This is a genomic window from Pseudarthrobacter humi (assembly GCF_024294965.1).
In the GTDB taxonomy this organism is placed as follows: Bacteria; Actinomycetota; Actinomycetes; order Actinomycetales; family Micrococcaceae; genus Arthrobacter; species Arthrobacter humi.
Window position 1 is genome coordinate 277,323 of the sequence record NZ_JANCLV010000003.1, and the last position, 17,362, is coordinate 294,684.

At 63.3% G+C, this 17,362-nt stretch carries 15 protein-coding genes and 2 pseudogenes; 10 read left to right on the forward strand and 7 right to left on the reverse strand.

Going from position 1 to position 17,362, the window contains the following annotated elements:
• Nucleotides 1–26 precede the first annotated feature (26 nt).
• The 3 genes from NFC73_RS06580 to NFC73_RS06590 all read right to left on the reverse strand — a co-directional run bounded on the left by NFC73_RS06580 (nt 27) and on the right by NFC73_RS06590 (nt 4,721).
• Nucleotides 27–3,176: an HAD-IA family hydrolase gene (locus NFC73_RS06580; protein ID WP_254748674.1), complete on the reverse strand. Its 3,150-nt coding sequence runs from the start codon at nt 3,174–3,176 to the stop codon at nt 27–29.
• 194 nt (nt 3,177–3,370) lie between these two features.
• The gene (locus NFC73_RS06585) at nt 3,371–3,640 is read right to left on the reverse strand and encodes an SHOCT domain-containing protein (RefSeq protein WP_254748676.1); all 270 of its coding nucleotides are present in this window, start codon (nt 3,638–3,640) and stop codon (nt 3,371–3,373) included.
• Nucleotides 3,641–3,695: 55 nt separating this feature from the next.
• Nucleotides 3,696–4,721, reverse strand: coding sequence for a prenyltransferase/squalene oxidase repeat-containing protein (locus tag NFC73_RS06590; protein ID WP_254748678.1), 1,026 nt, complete (start codon nt 4,719–4,721; stop codon nt 3,696–3,698).
• Between the two features lie 196 nt (nt 4,722–4,917).
• On the opposite strand from NFC73_RS06590, the gene NFC73_RS06595 reads away from it, so the two are divergent.
• The 7 genes from NFC73_RS06595 (at nt 4,918) to NFC73_RS06625 (ending at nt 12,545) form a co-directional block, all read left to right on the forward strand.
• On the forward strand, nt 4,918–6,120 hold the full coding sequence (locus NFC73_RS06595; RefSeq protein WP_254748680.1) for a PspC domain-containing protein: 1,203 nt from the start codon (nt 4,918–4,920) through the stop codon (nt 6,118–6,120).
• Nucleotides 6,121–6,139: 19 nt separating this feature from the next.
• Nucleotides 6,140–7,117: a polysaccharide deacetylase family protein gene (locus NFC73_RS06600; protein WP_254748682.1), complete on the forward strand. Its 978-nt coding sequence runs from the start codon at nt 6,140–6,142 to the stop codon at nt 7,115–7,117.
• 97 nt (nt 7,118–7,214) lie between these two features.
• Complete coding sequence (locus tag NFC73_RS06605) at nt 7,215–7,880, forward strand: hypothetical protein (RefSeq protein WP_254748684.1); 666 nt, start codon at nt 7,215–7,217, stop codon at nt 7,878–7,880.
• A gap of 209 nt (nt 7,881–8,089) precedes the next feature.
• Nucleotides 8,090–8,935: a hypothetical protein gene (locus NFC73_RS06610; RefSeq protein WP_254748686.1), complete on the forward strand. Its 846-nt coding sequence runs from the start codon at nt 8,090–8,092 to the stop codon at nt 8,933–8,935.
• Between the two features lie 62 nt (nt 8,936–8,997).
• Nucleotides 8,998–9,933 (forward strand): ABC transporter ATP-binding protein, encoded by a 936-nt coding sequence (locus tag NFC73_RS06615; protein ID WP_254748688.1) that lies wholly within the window; start codon nt 8,998–9,000, stop codon nt 9,931–9,933.
• Nucleotide 9,934: 1 nt separating this feature from the next.
• Entirely contained in the window at nt 9,935–11,182 is a 1,248-nt protein-coding gene (locus tag NFC73_RS06620; RefSeq protein WP_254748690.1) for an ABC transporter permease, read from the forward strand.
• A gap of 94 nt (nt 11,183–11,276) precedes the next feature.
• Complete coding sequence (locus tag NFC73_RS06625) at nt 11,277–12,545, forward strand: wax ester/triacylglycerol synthase domain-containing protein (protein WP_254748692.1); 1,269 nt, start codon at nt 11,277–11,279, stop codon at nt 12,543–12,545.
• 342 nt (nt 12,546–12,887) lie between these two features.
• Here NFC73_RS06625 and NFC73_RS06630 read toward each other — a convergent pair whose 3' ends face one another.
• Together NFC73_RS06630 and NFC73_RS20840 are read right to left on the reverse strand one after the other, a co-directional pair.
• Nucleotides 12,888–13,250 carry an ANTAR domain-containing protein gene (locus NFC73_RS06630; protein WP_254748694.1) on the reverse strand — a complete coding sequence of 121 codons (363 nt, stop codon included), beginning with the start codon at nt 13,248–13,250 and terminating at the stop codon, nt 12,888–12,890.
• 271 nt (nt 13,251–13,521) lie between these two features.
• Nucleotides 13,522–13,875 (reverse strand): DUF1508 domain-containing protein, encoded by a 354-nt coding sequence (locus NFC73_RS20840; RefSeq protein ID WP_308292653.1) that lies wholly within the window; start codon nt 13,873–13,875, stop codon nt 13,522–13,524.
• A gap of 419 nt (nt 13,876–14,294) precedes the next feature.
• On the opposite strand from NFC73_RS20840, the pseudogene NFC73_RS06640 reads away from it, so the two are divergent.
• The 3 genes and pseudogenes from NFC73_RS06640 to NFC73_RS06650 form a co-directional block, all read left to right on the forward strand.
• A pseudogene (locus NFC73_RS06640) lies at nt 14,295–15,073 on the forward strand (IS110 family transposase); the annotation flags it as partial.
• Between the two features lie 160 nt (nt 15,074–15,233).
• The gene (locus NFC73_RS06645; RefSeq protein ID WP_254748696.1) at nt 15,234–15,701 is read left to right on the forward strand and encodes an Hsp20/alpha crystallin family protein; all 468 of its coding nucleotides are present in this window, start codon (nt 15,234–15,236) and stop codon (nt 15,699–15,701) included.
• Between the two features lies 1 nt (nt 15,702).
• Entirely contained in the window at nt 15,703–16,041 is a 339-nt protein-coding gene (locus tag NFC73_RS06650) for a hypothetical protein (protein WP_254748698.1), read from the forward strand.
• Nucleotides 16,042–16,540: 499 nt separating this feature from the next.
• Here the strand turns inward: NFC73_RS06650 and NFC73_RS06655 are convergent.
• Nucleotides 16,541–17,047, reverse strand: a pseudogene (locus NFC73_RS06655) (multicopper oxidase family protein); the annotation flags it as partial.
• Nucleotides 17,048–17,083: 36 nt separating this feature from the next.
• Nucleotides 17,084–17,272 carry a hypothetical protein gene (locus NFC73_RS06660; RefSeq protein WP_254748700.1) on the reverse strand — a complete coding sequence of 63 codons (189 nt, stop codon included), beginning with the start codon at nt 17,270–17,272 and terminating at the stop codon, nt 17,084–17,086.
• Nucleotides 17,273–17,362: the final 90 nt, after the last annotated feature.

A 17,362-nucleotide genomic window follows, 5' to 3' on the forward strand; every position in this document is an offset into this window, starting at 1 on the left:
CGGGTCCGCCGTCGTACCTGTTTTGGTTAGCCGGCGCCCAGCAGGAACTGCCGTTGGTCACCAGCCGCCAGCTGGTGGCGTTCCGGGCCGACCTGCAGCCAGATGGGGACAGCGTCGCCTGGTGCCGCTGAAACGGTCAGTTTCCCGTGCTCCAGGACGACCCCGAGCAGGTGGTCCCGGTACCGGACGTGGAAGGAAACGCTCTTGATGCCTTTCGGCATTTTTGGCGCGAATAGGAGGGCATCAGAGGTGATTCTCAGGCCTGCGAAGCTCCGCTGCACGACGTCGATGGTTCCAGCCATTGCGCCCAGGTGTATCCCTGTCCGTGTCGTGCCGCCCTGCGTGTCATCGAGATCTGCGCTGAGGGCTTCACGGAACGTGCTCCAGGCCCGGTCAGGATCTTTTGCCGCGAGCACGGAAGCATGTGCCACCCGGCTGAGGGTGGAGCCATGTGCTGTCCGGGCCAAGTAGTAATCAACGGTGGCTTCCAGCTGCGCGGCGGTCACGTCATAGCCAAGCCTGGCCAGGAAAGCCATCAGTTCCTGCCCGCCAAGGACGTACAGAAGCATCAGCACGTCAGCCTGCTTGGCCAGGCGATACCGGTTGGGGCTGTCTCCTTCGGCCTCCAGGATCAGGTCCAGGCGTTCGATGTTCCGGTAGGCGTTCCGGTAATGGTCCCAGTCCAGTTCCTGCAGTTGCTCGTATCCGGCGAACTGGCTGATGATGCCCTCGTGAAACGGCACGTACATCCGTGTGCTGACGTGCCGCCACCGCTCAATCTCCGCATGTTCCATCGCCAGGCGTGCCGTGAGGTCCGCCAGGTCGTGCCCGTGGACCAGGGAGCGAATTTCGCAGGCCTGGGCACATACCCAGGCGGCCATGACGTTGGTGTAGGCGTTGTCGTCCAGGCCTGCGCCGGGGTTGTCCGGATAGCCGGTGTGATACTCGTCCGGGCCCATGATTCCCCGGAGATGGAAACGGTCCGCCTCCCGGTCGTATTCGGCCATGGAGGCGACGAGCCGGGCTACTTCAACAACCAGTTCGGCACCCTGGCGCAGCAGCCATTCCCGGTCCTGCGTGGCCATGAAGTATTGCCAGGCGTTGTAGGCGACCGTGAGGCCCGCATGCCGCTGGAGGTGCGAATAGTCCGGTAACCACCGGCCGGAGCGACGGTTGAAGAGCCAACGCGGCGTTTCCTCCCTGCCGTCGCTGCCGCTCTGCCAGGGAAAGAGCGCTCCTTTGAGCCCCGACTCCTTAGCGGCTTCACGGGCGGCCGGAAGCCGGCGCCACCGGTAGTTAATGACGGAACGCGCTACGGACGGCATTCTGGAGGTGAGTAGCGGCAGGACAAACAATTCGTCCCAGAAGATGTGGCCGCGGTAGCCCTCACCGTGCAGTCCGCGTGCGGGTACACCAGCGTCAAGTTCTGCCGTGTGCGGGCTGAGCGTCTGCAGCAGATGGAAAACGTGGAGGTTCAGGATCAACTGCACCTGGGGGCTGCCGCCGATGTCGATGGCGAACAAGCTCAGCAGTCTTCCCCAGGCAGCCTCGTGCTCAGCGAGCAAGCTGTCAAAGCTTGGCGAAGCGGTCCTGAGTACGTTCGCCGCTGCCAGCGCGGGCGAGGAAATTGCCCGGTCACGGGAGGTGACCACGGCTGCGGTCCTGGTAACCACCACCGGCTTGGCATTTTCCAGTTGAAGGTCCCAGGAGCGGTAATGGTGGCCGTCCTGCTCTCCCGGATCACCCGGGATGGCCGGACCGGTGACGTCCGTGCGCAAAGCGGTAGCGATCCTGACATGGCTTTGGCTGGTTTCCACTTCGATGACCGGAATCGGCCCTGCTGGCTCAGTGACCCCCAGTCCGAGGAGGTGGTGATGTGCCAGGAGGGCATCTTCGGGCACGTTCTCGTTGGTGATGCCGGTATCCACTCCGCTGCGGATCTCGGCGGACCCGCTCCAGCCCAATGCGGTCAACGTTACGTTGAGCGCCATCAGGTGCGGCTGGGCCATTGACACGAATCGGCGCTGGCCCAGTGCCAGCCGGCGGCCATCAGGAGCCTCCAGCACTGCTTCCCGTTCAAGGGTGGCCCGGCGCATGTCCAGTATCCGCCGTTCGCGGAGGATCTTCAGGCCGCCCCGTGAGCACCAGTCCGTTCCGTCCAGCCGGACATCGAGCACCAGCCAGTTGGGAGCATTGACCATGTGCTCGTCTTCGACGTCCTGGCCCTGGACGGTGCTCAACAGCCGGTTGTAGACCCCGGCAAGATAGGTACCGGGGTAGTGGACGTCGCTCCTGCTGCTCTCGGGCTCAGCGCCGCGGACAGCCACGTAACCGTTTCCAAGGGTTGTTAATGCCTCCCGGTGACCTTCATGGGCCGGATCGTAGCCTTCGTAGATGAGGCGCCAGGGGTCAGTGAGGACGCGGCCGAGGTCGAGCTGTGCTACATCAGTCAGTACGACGTCGGCGCCCGCGGCCTCCAGCTCGGCTCGCCTGTTTGCCCTGTCGATGCCCACAACCAGGCCGAAGCCACCCTGGCGTGCTGCCTCCACGCCGGCTATGGCATCTTCAATCACCACTGCCCGGGCGGGTGAGACACCGAGTCGGTGCACGATTTCAAGGAACACGGCGGGGTCTGGTTTTCCCGGGAGTCCCAACTCGGCCGCGATGACGCCGTTCATGACCAGGTCAAAAGACTTCGAGAGCCCCGCCGCGGCCAGGACGGGGGACGCATTGCGGCTGGAGGTGGCAACAGCCACGGGGACCCGGGCCGCGCGGAGCCTCTCTATCAGGGCGACCGCGCCGGGAAACGTCTTCACGCCGTCGCGCGCCAACCTCTCTTTAAATCGCCTGTCCTTAAGTTTTGCCATGCCGTGGACAGACCAGGTTCCGGCCGCGTCAGCACGGCCGCCGGCGGGCAGGGCGACGTTTCGGGACGCGAGGAAGGTTGTTACGCCGTCTTCCCGGGGTCTGCCGTCCACATAGTCCAGGTAATCACCTGACGTGAAGGGGCCCCTCCTGGCGTCGGACGGAATCCGCGGATCTTCCAGCACCCCGTCGAAGAGCTCTTTCCACGCTGCTTCATGCACGGAGGCCGTGTCCGTCACCACGCCGTCCAAGTCAAAGATCACAGCGTCGAAAGGTGACAACGCCGCGGACGCGGTAGGTGATTCGGTCATGGCCTGTCCCTGCCGCCCGCCCGGGTAAAGGACCGTCCGCAGGGGTCACTCCGGCGCCATGCGGCGCGGAGGAACAGCACCCGGGGAACAAGGCGAAGGTCCATGGCACGGCTACCGGCCACGTGCCGGCAAGCGCCGGGCGCATAGGCTGCGATCACGCCAGCCGGCAGTGGCGGATACTGGACGGCTGAGCCTCATCGTTGGGGGCCGCGTCGGAGCACGTTCAGCCTGGCGTTGTACTCCGTTTCGTCGATTTCGCCGCGGGCAAACCTCTCGGCGAGCAGGTCCTCCGCGGACCCGGATCCCGTGCCGGGGCTTGCGCCGGTATCTCGGCCCCGGTTACCGGAGCCGAGGCCCCGGGCCAGGAGCACGATCGCGGCGATGACGGCACCCCAGAACAGCACAAAACTGATCACCATCAGGGCGTAGCCCCAGCCGCCCATGTTTCCGTTCCAAAACATCATCGCAATTCCTCCGGCGCCGGCCGGGGCTGCTATCGCACCGGCCCTGAAAACACTCTCACCCGGGCTGCGCAGCGTTGCCAGAGGCTTTGGTCCCGGCGCCCTGCCCGCTTGAGTACCAGCCCAGGACACGCAGGCACCGAAGGGTAGTTATCCGGCTCGGTCCGGGCGGCTCAAGAGTGAACCATTGCCGGCCAGGGTAGGGGGCATAGCGCTTCCATCTACCGTCCGGACTCCGCGCTGCGAGTATGCTTTCCACCGCCTCTGACAGTCGGGAATCCGGCGGGGATCCAGCATCCCTGAAGTACTCCAGGCCCCGGAGGACATCAAAATGCCATTGCGGGGGAAACGGAAAGCGGGTGAACTCCTGCCTGGCTATCCTGCCGGTCGTGTGGGAACGGTAGAGGTGGTGGAGGAGGAAGAAATCCCGCCCCCGTGCAGATGCTTCCCGGACATCGATCTCCCCACCAGAGGCCCGGTACGCGAGCAACGCCTCAAGGACGATGACGCTCGTGTGGAAGGAGGAATGGCGGGAGCCCGTCCTCACGGCCCGGCAGTTCCAGCCCCCGTCGGGGAGCTGGTCCCGCAGCAACCATGCCACCGCTTCGTCTACGCGCGGGTCCGAATACAGGAAATGCGAGGCCAGCAGGACGAGCATGCCTGTGATGCATGTTTCCGGGGCGCGGTACCCCAGCGTCAGTCCCCCGTCGGTGTACGTGGCGCCTTCCCACAAGCGCTGACACCCGCGGATGGCCCGCGGGTCCCGAGCGGGAAGGCCCAGCCAGCGAAGGAGGAGGAGCGTGTACGTAGTGGACGTCCATTTGGGAAGGTAGAGGCCCTTCGCCCACGTGCCCTCACCGTCCTGGGATGCAAGCAGCCTGGCACCCCAGCCTTCCGATGCTACGCGGTGCCGCTCAAAGGACACCTCGCCCGGGGCCGCACCCGCCAAGTCCTGAAGGACCTGCCACCGAAGGGCTGGATCGCCCTCAAGCAACCACTCGATGACATCCTGCGCCGCAGATCGGACCTGAGGGATGTCTCCCGAGGCGTGCCAGCCTAGGGGCCCCGTCAGCGCAACCATCATGAACACAGTCCTGGATGCATGGCTTTCTCCCGTGTCCGGCCCCTGCAGCGGCCGCCGGCAGGGACACGCGGCGATATTCTCCCTTCCACCTTATGCCTGGCTGCGGCTGCGCGTCATGGGTCGGGTGCCCGCTGGATCGGTGACTTTCGGCTCTGATCCGCGGACAGAACCGGGCGCATGTTAAGGAGATCAGCAAGTGAAGGGAACAGCGCTGATGGCCACACATGGAGGCATTGAACACGGCGGCACCCGGGATAATAACCCGGACGGGTTAGCCCGCTCCAGGCAGGTACCGGTGCCATCAGCGGAGTTCTTTGGTTGGGTCCGCAGCCAGGGCATCCGTCGGGGTTCGAAGCGCTGGCTGGGCGGCGTTGCCAGCGGGACGGCGATCCGGATGGGTGTGCCTGTGGCCGCCGTCAGGACAGCCTTTGTGGCCCTTTCCTTGTTCTCCGGCCTTGGCCTGTTCCTTTATGGCCTTGCCTGGGCGTTGCTGCCCGGGGATGACGGCCGGATCCACGCCGAACAGGCTGCCCACGGCAAATGGTCCGCCGGCATGACGGGAGCGGCTCTCATGGCGCTACTCGGCCTGTCGGGAACGTACCTGAGCCTGTTCGAAGTACCGTCGAACAACTGGTGGACCTATTGGCCGCTGACCTGGCTGGCCGCCGTCGTGTACCTGATCAGTGCACACAGCCGCGCGGGTACGGCCGGCCGATCACGCCCGAGGCCGGCTGCGCCGCATGTGCGGCCGAACCAACACCGGCCGGCCGATCCCGGAAATCCGCTCGTAGCCGTCGTCAGTGGAATTGCATTCATCGTTGCCGGAGTTACGCTGTTCCTGGCATCCGGGGATGCCACTGACGTCAGCCGCCAGGCCGTGGCCCTCGCGTGGGCAGCGGCAGCGGCGGTCCTTGGGCTGGGCATCGTCGCCGCAGGGCTGGCGGGCCGCAGCAGCGGCATCCTTGGCTTCCTCGCTGTTGCGGCACTGGTGGCCGCCGCACTCTCCGGAGGCTTCAACGCCCTGGGCAATGTGGCCGTGGGACGCACCTTCAGCTGGGCTCCCGAGTCCACGGGCCAGCTCATGGACGGTTACAGCATCGCGGCCGGAAGCGGGCAACTGGACCTGACGTCCTTGACCGGAACGGGTCCGCTGCCTTCCGACACCACCGTTGCCATCAACACCGCAGCCAGCACGGTGGCCATCCTGATCCCCGCAGATAATCCAGTCCGGATCAACAGCCAGGTGGCGTTCAGCACCGTCCAGGACAACCTCGGGGGAAACACGACAGGTATTTGGAACCCCCACGAGCACACCTACAGCCCGGACGCACCCGGCGGAACCCTGGTCCTTGACCTGCGAGGCGCCTTCTCCACGATCAGCATCAAGGGTCCGTCGTGACAACTGGATCTGATCGGACATGAGAACAATTACCGGAAATGGACGACGGCGCGTGGTCACCCTGGCGGCGGCCCTTTCCTTACTGCTGCTCGCCATAGCGCTCGCAGTGCTGATCAGCGCCCGGCAAGGCAGCCCGCCGACGTCGTGGCCTCCAGGAGCATCCATGAGTCCGTCTGCCAGCTCGCCTGCCGCGACGCCGTCCCTGTCGCGCTCGCCCTCCCCGGCGCCGTCGTCCATCCCCATGGGGACGGAGACGCCGGAAGCCGGCCAGACTCCCGTCCGGCCGCCCGCAACGCTGCCGCCTGTTCCACTTCCGGAACCACCGGAAACAACGGCCCCGCCCCCTGCTGACCCGTTTCCTTCATCTCTCCGCGGCCGGGATCTCACGGTGCTCCCCGGCGCCGGGCGCGTAGTGGCCCTGACTTTTGACGCCGGAGCCAACGCCGCCGGCCTGCCCAAAATCCTGTCAGCCCTGGCGGCCAACGCGGTGCCGGGGACGTTCTTCCTCACAGGCAACTGGGCTGAAACGAATCCGGGTGGCGTGGGGCAAATAGTTGCTGCCGGACATCGTGTAGCAAACCACTCCATGACACACCCTGGATTTACCGGCCTCCCTGACGAGTTGATCGCCCAGCAGGTTTTGGGTGCGGAGCAGGCGATCCTCGACGCCGGCGCGAATCCCGCCCCGTACTTCCGCTTCCCCTACGGCGAACGGGACGCACGGACCATAGCTGCCGTCAACAACCTCGGCTACGTGGCGGTCCGGTGGACCGTGGATACGCTCGGCTGGAAAGGCACCAGCAGTGGCATCAGCACACAAACAGTCACGGAGCGGGTCCTCGCAGGACTCCAGACCGGTGAGATCGTCCTCATGCACATCGGATCCAATCCCGACGACGGCAGCACCCTGGACGCCGACGCACTTCCTGGCATCATCGAGCGGATCAGCGCGCAAGGCTACGGCTTCGTCACCCTGGATGCGCTGCTGGGAGGCTAGAGGTCGACGGCGGCCGATGAGATCATTTGATGTGGACAGGGCGAGCAGCCCACCCTTGAACCAGCCGAGCCTCCAGGAACTGTTGAATAATCAGGCCGTGGACTCATCATGGACGAAAGATGTTCTCGGTGAGGGATTCGAACAGCTGGAGCTCGTCCTCACCGACAACGAGGTCGCTACCCTCGTGAGGTACCAATCCGGTGAAAAACTAGAACCGGACCCCGTCGCGGCCGATGCCGACGTCCTCTACCTCCTTGGCTGGTCCGACTGCTTTCTCCAACAAAAATTGGCACATTTCCGGTACCGGAACGGCGCGCGGTTCTTCGCTCTTGCCCTGCATAACCAGGGCCGCAGCCTACGGGCTGGCAACACCCCTGGCTTCGTCGCGGGAATTTCAAGGCGCGGAACAACAAACACTGGCGCCCCTACCGGGGGCTTCCCTGTCACCAGCGCCTTCCTCAAAGCCGTATTCCAGGCCCAAAGTGCTGTCGACGCCGGGCTCAGCATCGACGTCCCGATCCTGACCCCGCTCTCAACCCGGGATCACCTTCAGCCCCGATGGACGGAAACGGCAACGGAGGCCGACGTTGCCGTGAACGTCGATGTGGTCGCGCACCGGCCTCTTTCCCTCGGAAACAATGTCACGGTGGAGCGGATCCCCAAGGCCGTGCACGACATCTTCCTCTCACCAGCCCCGGTAAGGAAAAACGCCTACCGCGAAATGGAGCGGTGGCTCGGCGGATACCTGAACCGGCGCTGCTAGGCAGCAAAATCGCTACCGTCGCAGGGTATCCACGGCGGACTTTGTACCCTGTTGCGGCCGGAGGACGCACGCAAAACTGGGAAACACGGAAACAGGCACTCGGGAACAAGCACCCGTTCAAGAACCATGTACCTGCTGTGGAACCTCTCCCGGAAGCTGACACCATCCTTGGCCGTCCACGGCCCGTCGCGTATCCGGAAGGCAGATTAATGCTCGCCCACCCGAAAGCCAACAGCATAGTCTGGGGCCTGACAGGTCTGCTTACTCTATTCGTGTCAGTCGTAGGCATCTGGGAGCCGGACATCTACACCGGGATCGTGGCACCGGCCATCATTCCCGGTGCCTATTCCCAAGACCTCATCTCCGCGGCCACGGCCATCATCCTGCTCTGCCTCTCGCTGGCCCGGCGTTCGAACCAGCCCAAGCAGCAGATCATCGCCCTGGGGATTCTGGGTTACCTCTTCTACGCGTACGGCATCTACGTCATCGAACGCGCCTACAACGGCCTGTACCTGGTTTACATGGCCATATTCACGCTGTCTTTTTGGGCGCTAATCTCCGCCGGTGCGACTTTCAGAAAAGAAACGCGCGCCGCAGCGCTGCCCAGGACGCTGCGGCTCGCCTCAGCCGCGGGCGCCCTCCTACAGCCGCTGATCTTTTATCCGCTCTGGATCGCTATGCTCCTGCCGCTGATGCGCACTGGCGAGCAGATCGATTCACTGTATTCGATCTTCATCCTGGACCTGTGCTTCATCATGCCGGCGTTCCTTATTCTCTCGATCCTGGCCTTTAGGTCACACAGAATGGGTCTGATCTTCCTTCCGGCGCTGTACGTCCTTGGATTCACTGTCATCTTTTCTCTCGCCCTAGGCGAAATCGTCAAACCACTTTTTGGCGCCGTTCTGAGTCCTTCCGCCTTCTGGCCTGCAGTTCTCCTGTCGATGCTCTTCTTGGTCTTGGGGACGCTGCATCTCCATCGGCTCACCATCGCCACGCAGGATGTTCCCACGCAGCCGGACGAGCCTGCCAACGACTCCAAAAGAGTCCAACCATGAGTTCAACGCCGACTGCAGGAACGATAACGCCCTTGCCTACATCTGTTGACTTGGGAGCAGGCATGAGTGAAGCGCTCGTACACATCGAAGATTTCCGGATGGATTTCGGGGATACAACTGTCATCCGCGATCTGTCCTTCGACGTTCACAAAGGTGAGACGTTCGGGTTCCTGGGCAGCAATGGCTCAGGGAAAACGACCACCATCAGGGCGTTGCTGGGCATCTACCGGCCCACCGGTGGAATCCTGCACATTGCAGGCAAACCATTTCGGCCCGAGGACGGAGGGCGGCTCGGCTACCTGCCGGAGGAGCGGGGCCTTTACAAGAAGGAAAAGGTCCTGGACATCATGATCTACTTCGGCCGGCTCAAAGGCTTGGACCGGTACGCCGCCAAGCGCTGGTCCCAGGAGTACCTTGAACGGGTCGCCTTGGGGGACAAAGCAGGTTTGCAGCTGGATAAACTCTCCGGCGGCGAGCAACAGAAGGTCCAGCTCGGCGTGACCATCATGAACGAGCCCGAGTTGCTGATCCTGGACGAACCGACCAAAGGTTTTGACCCGGTCAACCGGCGCCTGCTCATGGACATCATCGACGAACACAAGAACAACGGCTCGACTGTCGTCATGGTCACCCACCAGATGGAGGAAGTCGAACGCCTCTGTGACCGGGTCATTCTCCTCAAGAACGGCACCGCCGAAGCCTACGGCACCATCGACGAAGTCCAGAACATGTACGGCGGCCGCATCATCCGGCTCAAACACACCGGCCAGATCCCCGACTCGCCGCGATACACCATCACCCTGAACGACACGAACTACTCGGAGTTGTCCGTCACCGATGATACCGACGAAGCCGACATCTTGAAGGAACTCGTCGCCGCCGGCGTCGCCGTCCGTTCCTTCACCACCACCAAAATCTCCCTGGAGGACATCTTTATCCATGTCTACGGCGACCAGAACAAGCCCGACGTGGCGACCTACCAACTTGCAGGGGCATAACGTGGCACAGCACAACCTCAGGACGGTCATCAGTTTCGAGTTCTTCCGCACCATAACCAAGAAACGTTTCTGGGTTGGCACGCTGTCCGTCCCTCTGATCATGGCCGTGGTCTTCGGGCTGATCTTCCTCAGTAACAGCGCGACGGCCAGCGCCGCCGACGAACAGCAAAGCGCCGCATTCTCGATCTCCTACACCGACGCCTCCGGCCTCATCACCCCTGAGCATGCCGCAGCGTTCCGGGCCTCAAGGGCAGGCTCGCCGGATGAGGGGATGTCGGCCGTCCAGTCGGGCACACTGGACGCATTCTTTGACTTCCCTGCAGACCCTTCAACCCAAGCCGTAAAGGTCTACGGGACCGACAAAGGCTTGTTCGAAAACAACAAGTACTCTGCCGTGGCCCAGGCGATGCTGACCCAAGCCGTTAATGCCCGTATCGGCTCCACCGAACTTTCTGCCCTGGCGAGCTCTGACGCCACCATCGAAATGAAGACCTACCGTGACGGTGAAGAGACCGGCGGCGTCATGTCTGCTGTGCCGCCGCTGTTTTACCTGGTCATCTTCTACGGGCTGATTATCCTTCTGGCCGGGCAGATGCTGAGCTCGACACTGGAGGAGAAGGAGAACAGGGTCACCGAGATGATCCTGACCACCCTAAAACCGACCACCCTGATTACCGGCAAAGTCCTGGCGCTTTTCGCGATCGGGCTACTGCAGATAGTGGTCTTCGTTTCCCCGATAGTCATCGGCTACCTGTTTTTCCGCGAAGAGATCAACATCCCGGACTTCGATGTCTCGGCCCTGGTCTTTGAACCTGGCCCCATGATCACCGGCTTCCTCATCCTCGTGGGAGGCTTCGCCATGTTCACCACCACCCTCGTGGCAATCGGCGCCGTTATGCCGACGGCAAAAGAAGCAGGAAACTTCATGGCCGTCATTATCGCGCTGATCTTTGTGCCGTTCTACGCGGTTTCCCTGATCTTCTCCAACCCACAGGCACTTATCGTGCAGGTTTTCACGTACTTCCCGTTCTCCGCCCCGGTCACCGCCCTCCTCCGAAACGGACTCGGATCTCTCAGCCTCGGTGAGGCAGCAATTGTCATTGCCATAGTCTTCACCGGCGCTGTCCTCATGTTCTTCCTTGGCGTCCGGCTCTTTCAGTACGGATCCATCTCCTACACATCCAAGGTCGACATCAGAACAGCCCTCAGCATCGGTCGCCGCGCACGCGCAGCCGGTACGCCAGGCTGACGCAGGCAATGCGGGTGCGTCATCTGCAAATCAGGCCTGGCCGCCTCCAGATCCTCCCCTCACACGCTGGGGGGGTGGCTGCTACGCTTTTTGCATGCGCCCGGAGACACACCGGCTCGCCGCGGTCGACGAGGCGAACTTGGTGCTTGACCACGCCGGGCAGGTCAATGTGTTCCTGGTCGCCTGTGTTCTTGAGTCGGGCGGTTTCGTCGGTCCCGATGGCGCGCCTGACCTGGTGGTGTTTCGCGACACCCTCCGCGAGCGGATCGTGACGCTGCCGCAGCTCCGGAGGAGGGCGGTGGCACGGGGGCCCCTGCACCACTGGGTTGAGGTCCAGCCCGACCTGGATCACCACATCCGGCTTGTCAAGACGGTCGATGGGGTCGCTGGCTTCGAGCAGGCTTGCGCGGAACTGATGAGTGCGCCGCTTGGGATGGATCGTCCACTGTGGGAGATTCTCGTCATGCCGGGCGCGCACGTGGGAGGGATGGGGGTAGTGCTGCGTATCCACCACGCTGTCGCTGACGGAATCTCGGCTGCCGCGATAGTACAGAAACTCTTCGACCCTGTGGATTCGCAAGGGGTGTCGGCGCAGGCCCATCCTGTCCGGGTTCCGAAGCAGACTCGGCGGCGCGACCTGCGGCACGCCCTCGGGCGGCTCGGCTTCGCACTTCGTCGCGTCCGGCTGACCCTGGCCGGCCGCGAGGTCGGTCCCACTGTGCTGCTCGGCGAGCGTAGTTCCCGCCGCGCGGTTGTGTTTATGGACGCTGACCTCGATGCGCTTGAGTCGCATGTTCGGCCAGCCGGCGCCACCGTCAACGACGCCCTGCTCGCTGCCGTGGCGTCGGGCTACCGGGCACTGCTTTCCGCCGCTGGCGAGCAGATCCCCGCCCGGCTACCCGTCTCAGTGCCGGTCGCGCTGCAGCGCCGCGGGGCATCGGGAAATCAAGTCGGGGTAATGCTCGTGCGGCTGCCGCTTGGCGAGGCAGATACGGACGAGCACGTCCGGCTCATTGCAGAGCAGACCCGCAAAGAGAAAGCGCGGGCGAGGGAGCAGGGAACCCTTGAGTTCATGCGCGGCCCAATCGGAGCCCATATTATGGACCGAGTGGCTCGCAGGCAACACCTCGTCGCGGGGTTCGTCACCAACGTGCAAGGCCCGGTTGGCACGTTTCGACTGGCAGGTGCCCCGGTCGTCGCGATCTGGCCGGTTGCCGTTCTCGCCGCCAACGTTCGGCTCGGCGTGGCGGCTGTCTCATACGCCGGTCGGCTGCACTGCAGCGTACATTTCGACGCAGAGAATGTACCCGGAGCCATTTTCGCGCGCGCCATGGGTTTGGAACTGGCTCGACTGGGAGTGTGAAGGATTCGCCTGAGACCGGTAGGGCCATACTCAGGTGCAGCGATGCGCTGCGTTGAGCCTGCTAACCGGCAAGGAGCAGATCGTAGTGGCTGTGTGGGATGTTGCGGGGATGGCGGGCGTACAGGGCTTGGGAGCATGTGGTCATGGACCACATGGCGCGGCGAAGCCCGGCTCGTGCGCGTAAACCTGAATCGCCTGGTGCCGCGCCTGGAACCGTTCTTCTCCCGGCTATCGGCCCCTTGGGCTTCCGGCGGTTCCCTTGCTGAGGAAGATGCCCAGGGCAAGCATGACCATTCTTTGCAGCATCTGGTGTGTGCCCGAGGGTTGAGGGGCGGTCAGGGGTCAAAGTGCACGGAGGGGCTCTCCGGAGAGCGAGTCGAGGACGGTTGCCGCGATGTCCCGAAGCTTCACGTTTCTGGTGCTGGCTGCACGCATGAGGATTTTGAACGCGGCGTCGTGATCGCAGTGGTTTTGGGCCATCACCACGCCCAGAGCCGTATCGATGACGCTTCTGTGTTCAAGTGCTGCGTGAAGGTTCTGCAAAGTGTCCTTGAGCTCGGCGATCCGCAGTGCCGGCCGGAGGATCCTCGATGCCTCCATCGCGAACTCTTCCGCGGCAAGGATGTCACCATTGTCGAACGCGTCCGGGCGGTCAACACACACCGTGAGTACGATGCTGGCCTCGCTTCCAGCAGGCACCGGCACGGCGAGGACGGACCTGAGGCCCTGCCCCGCAGCAGGACCGGCTAACTGCGGCCACCGGCCATCACAAGCCAAATCACGCACTAGGACTGTGCCCTGTCCGGTACTGGCCGCCAGGCCAGGCCCCTCACCAAGACTTCCCTGCAGCTCATCCAGCACCCGCACCAGTCCGCTGCCTCCGAACACCGGAGTCGTCTTGGGGCGGAAAACGCTGAACCCGCACGACACACCAGAACACGCAAGCGAGAGGGAGGTCACCGCTTGGGCTGCCATGTCAGCAAGAACCTCCCCCACGGCTTCGCTTTCCAACGTGAAACCATCCATCCCCCCCGGAGTCTTCCCCGGAGCCCCGTGCTGCCACGGTCGTTGCCTTAACCGCCCTCCCCGGACGCTGGTTCCGGTGGTGAAACGAACTGGACGCAGAGCCCGGGGCGCGGGTATCTGCCGTAAAGCTACGGTCTTCGACCAGGCCCGTACCTGCACACTCCCGGACGGCGGCTATCGCTGCCGCCACGGCTTTCTTGTCATCAAACGGAACTGAAACGGCTATGACCGTCCCGTCGGGCGCGAGCACCCGGAAACGGACATGGGACCGATGATCGGTGAAGAGCTCGAAGCGACCAGCCATAATACAGATCTTCCAGGCCCATCAGGGGCCTCATTTGGCGAGGCTTCAAGCCGTTAGAGACCATCCGGGCATAAAGTCTGCGCGATTAACGTGAGAGAGGAGGTCACCCTGCATCCGCGGATAACAGCCATTCTTACGATCAGCCTTTATGTCCAGACTACGCCCGGGCCCGCGACAACGGCAGGAGAAAAACCCCTAATTCACGCCTCATCCCACCAGTATGGGATCCTCCCTTTACCTTTTTCGTAGCCCCAGTCCTGTTGCAGGATGAGGAGTGTGCTGGCCTGCTGGCCCCGGCATGATTGCCGCCCCCAGTCGTCAACGATCCGGGGTGTTGTCACCGGGGTCCGGTAGGTGCCGGAGAAACCCCTTGTCGGGGAGCTTCTTCCCCGAGGTCAGGCTGCGCGAGATCCTTGACTCTGAACAAGCACGGCAGCATCCTTGCATGTGGTTGACCAGCCAGCCACAATCGGTGCACTCCCCCGTCGCGGTTGCCCAAGCCGCCGGTGTCACCGTCGGATACCTGCCCGGACTGGCGATGCGCCGAATCGCGGACCCTGCACGCTGCGCTCCATCCAGATCGCCGACGAACAGCTCGCCGAACTGACCATGCTCTGCGGCTTCGACGACGACCTGGCCAAACAGGCCACCGCGACGTCGAACAGGATCCTGGGCCTGCTGACCCGATCCACCCGGCCGTGCTGGATCTGCTGCGGACCTGGCCGACCCCGAAGCGCCCCACCAAGCCGCCCGGCGCGGGATCGGGAAAAGGCTGACAAAGCTCGCGCACAGGATGGGTGAACGCCTTGCCGCCGAGATCATCGACGCCGTGAACCAGCAAACAGTGACCGTGGTTGGAACGAATGCTGCGACGATCTCGATAGCCCAGCTTGCCCGGATGCTCGCCGACATCCGCGAATCACGGGACACCGTCTTCACCCAGGTCGAAGCCCTCGTGGAGGCCCACCCTCTTCACCCGGTCCTGGCGTCGCTCCCGGCGGTCGGCGTCAGGACCGCAGCACCGATCCTCACCGAGATCGCCGGCAAAGACTTCGCACCGCAGGACACCTGGCCTCCTACGCAGGCCTCGCCCGTGACCTGGCGATCAGGGTCGTCCATCCGCGGCGACCACCCCTCCCGGAAAGGAAACAAGATCCTCAAAAGAGCCCGGTTCCTATCCGCGTTCGCCGCGCTACGAAGCGCGAACACCGTCAGTCGCTTGACAAAAACCATGGAGGCACCCCCCGGACCCGAAGACAGGGCCTTATGCCCCTGTTGCCCCCTCACGACCGGGTTTCTACTGAAAGGGCACCGGGCCTTGTACCGGCCCTCCCTGCCAAGAGTCTGGAGAACCCGTCATGTCTGATCTGCTGAAATGGTCACCCTTTGCATCCTCGCGGCGGACCTCACCATTCCATACCGTCCTAACGTCCCCCTCGGAGCTGTTGGATGCCATGGAACGCATGTTCGCAACCACAGAAGGCCCGGCCCCCATCCGGGTGGAAGAGTTTGTCGATGGCAAGACACTGGTGGTGCGCGCCGAGATGCCAGGCGTCGATCCTGACAAAGACGTTGAAGTGACCATGGACGACGGGTTCCTACGGATCCGCGCCGAACGCCAGGAAAAAGAAGAACACAAGGACAACGGCCGCTACCGGTCCGAATTCCGCTACGGATCCTTTAGCCGCAACATTCCCCTCCCTGACGGCGTGAAGGAAGAAGACATCAAAGCCAGCTACACCAATGGCGTACTGGAAGTCCGAGCCCCGCTGCCGGACGATGCCCTGCCCACGGAACCGAAAAAGCTTCCCATCACACGCGGATGACATGACAACGCCTCTAGACAACACTGAGTCCGGGATGGACATCAGATCCCTCTGGTCTGTCCTGGACCCGGCAACCCGACAGTGGTTCATAGATCACACCGGAAACACCATCGTGCCCCGCAAGATCACCGCAAAGCTTTGCGAGGTCGCCGGCCGGCCGCTTCCTCAAGACTCCCACGGCCAATTACAGCTCAGCGGGGACGACATCGTCTTCATCCGCAACCGCGCCCACAGCGCCTTTGCCGCGCACGGCACCGGGAGGATTTTCGAAGCAGCCCAACCCAAAGACGCCAGCCAAGCCCATCGGTCAAAGCACACAGTCCATCCACACAGAACCTGACGACTGCCATGGGCGTGGCTCCGGGGCAGAGCGCCACGGCCTCGGAGGCCGAAAAGGGGAAGCCCCACCAGCAATGCTGAAGGGGCTTCGACTGTTTGATTCCGTTACGACGAACATCTTTCCCGATCTTGCTGGAATTCTGGCGCTTCCTGCCTCGTCTACGGCAGACAGCCACCGATCAGATCAGACCCACCGCGTGTTCCTGGGTGCCCCAGGCTCCGGCGCATCACGCGGCCGCACAACGGTCAGAAAACGCAGAACCTGCAAGTACCTTCGCGATCTCGCTAAGAGAAGGCTCGGACATTCGCATGTCCTGAACAACCCGGCGTCATCTGATGGTTACCTGCAGGCTCGTTAAGTATATGCCCGGACCCGCCGCTCCAACAGAGTCCGAGTTGACTCATAGCTAAGGTCCGGTCTCCCGTTGTCTGCCGGACGGAAACCGGCGACAGCGGTGCAGCTTGTTCGCCTGTTACATGGAAGGTGGGCAGTGCGGGGCCTCTGTCGTCACAAGGAGGTCGACCCGGTTTCCAGGGGTGTGCAGTATTTCCTCCGCTGTCTCTGGTGCGGGGAGGCGACCGGAGTCCTTGCCGAGGAGCTGCAGATCTTGTCAATCGAGCCGCAGCCGGAGGTACCGAGCTACGCACGCGTTGACGAGGCGCCATCTGCCCAGGCCGTCGAGCGTGGTGTCCGACATTATGAGTACACGCTCCGTACTGGCGTCGACGGGATCCGCGTCCTCGACGATGATCGCTCCGAAGAGACCCGCGAAGATCTGATCGGCGACCAGGCCATGGTGGTGCGGATGGTACCAATACACGCCCGGCGGGTGATCGTCGGGGAGCTTGTATTCGTAGTTGAAGGTACTGCCGGGGCTCACGGTGACGAAGATGTCGTCCCCGTTGCCTTCGGGAGACACGTGGAGGCCATGCACATGCAGGTTGGTGGGCCGGACCAGCTGGTTGACGAGCTGAAGCTTCAGGGCGTCGCCGGCGCGTAGCCGAACCTGCAACTGGCCGTTTGTGCTCGCGCAAGGCGCTCGTCAAGGATTTGGCGTGCCTTGCCCGCGGCGGACGGCGCCCCGGCCCCCGGGGTCGGGCGGCCTGTTTCCGTCATGGACGCCGGCGCGGGTGATCCTGACCGCCAGCCCTACCAGCAGCGTGATCACGATGAGCAGGAGCCAAGCCCACAGCCACGTCCAGTCCCTGCTTTGCCCGTAACTCCACATCATGGCGGTTCTCTCGCTTTAGAGGATCACCCCGAGTCTCAACGCAACATGCGCCGACAGATAGAGTCCGAGGCCCCGGTTCACGGGGCCTGG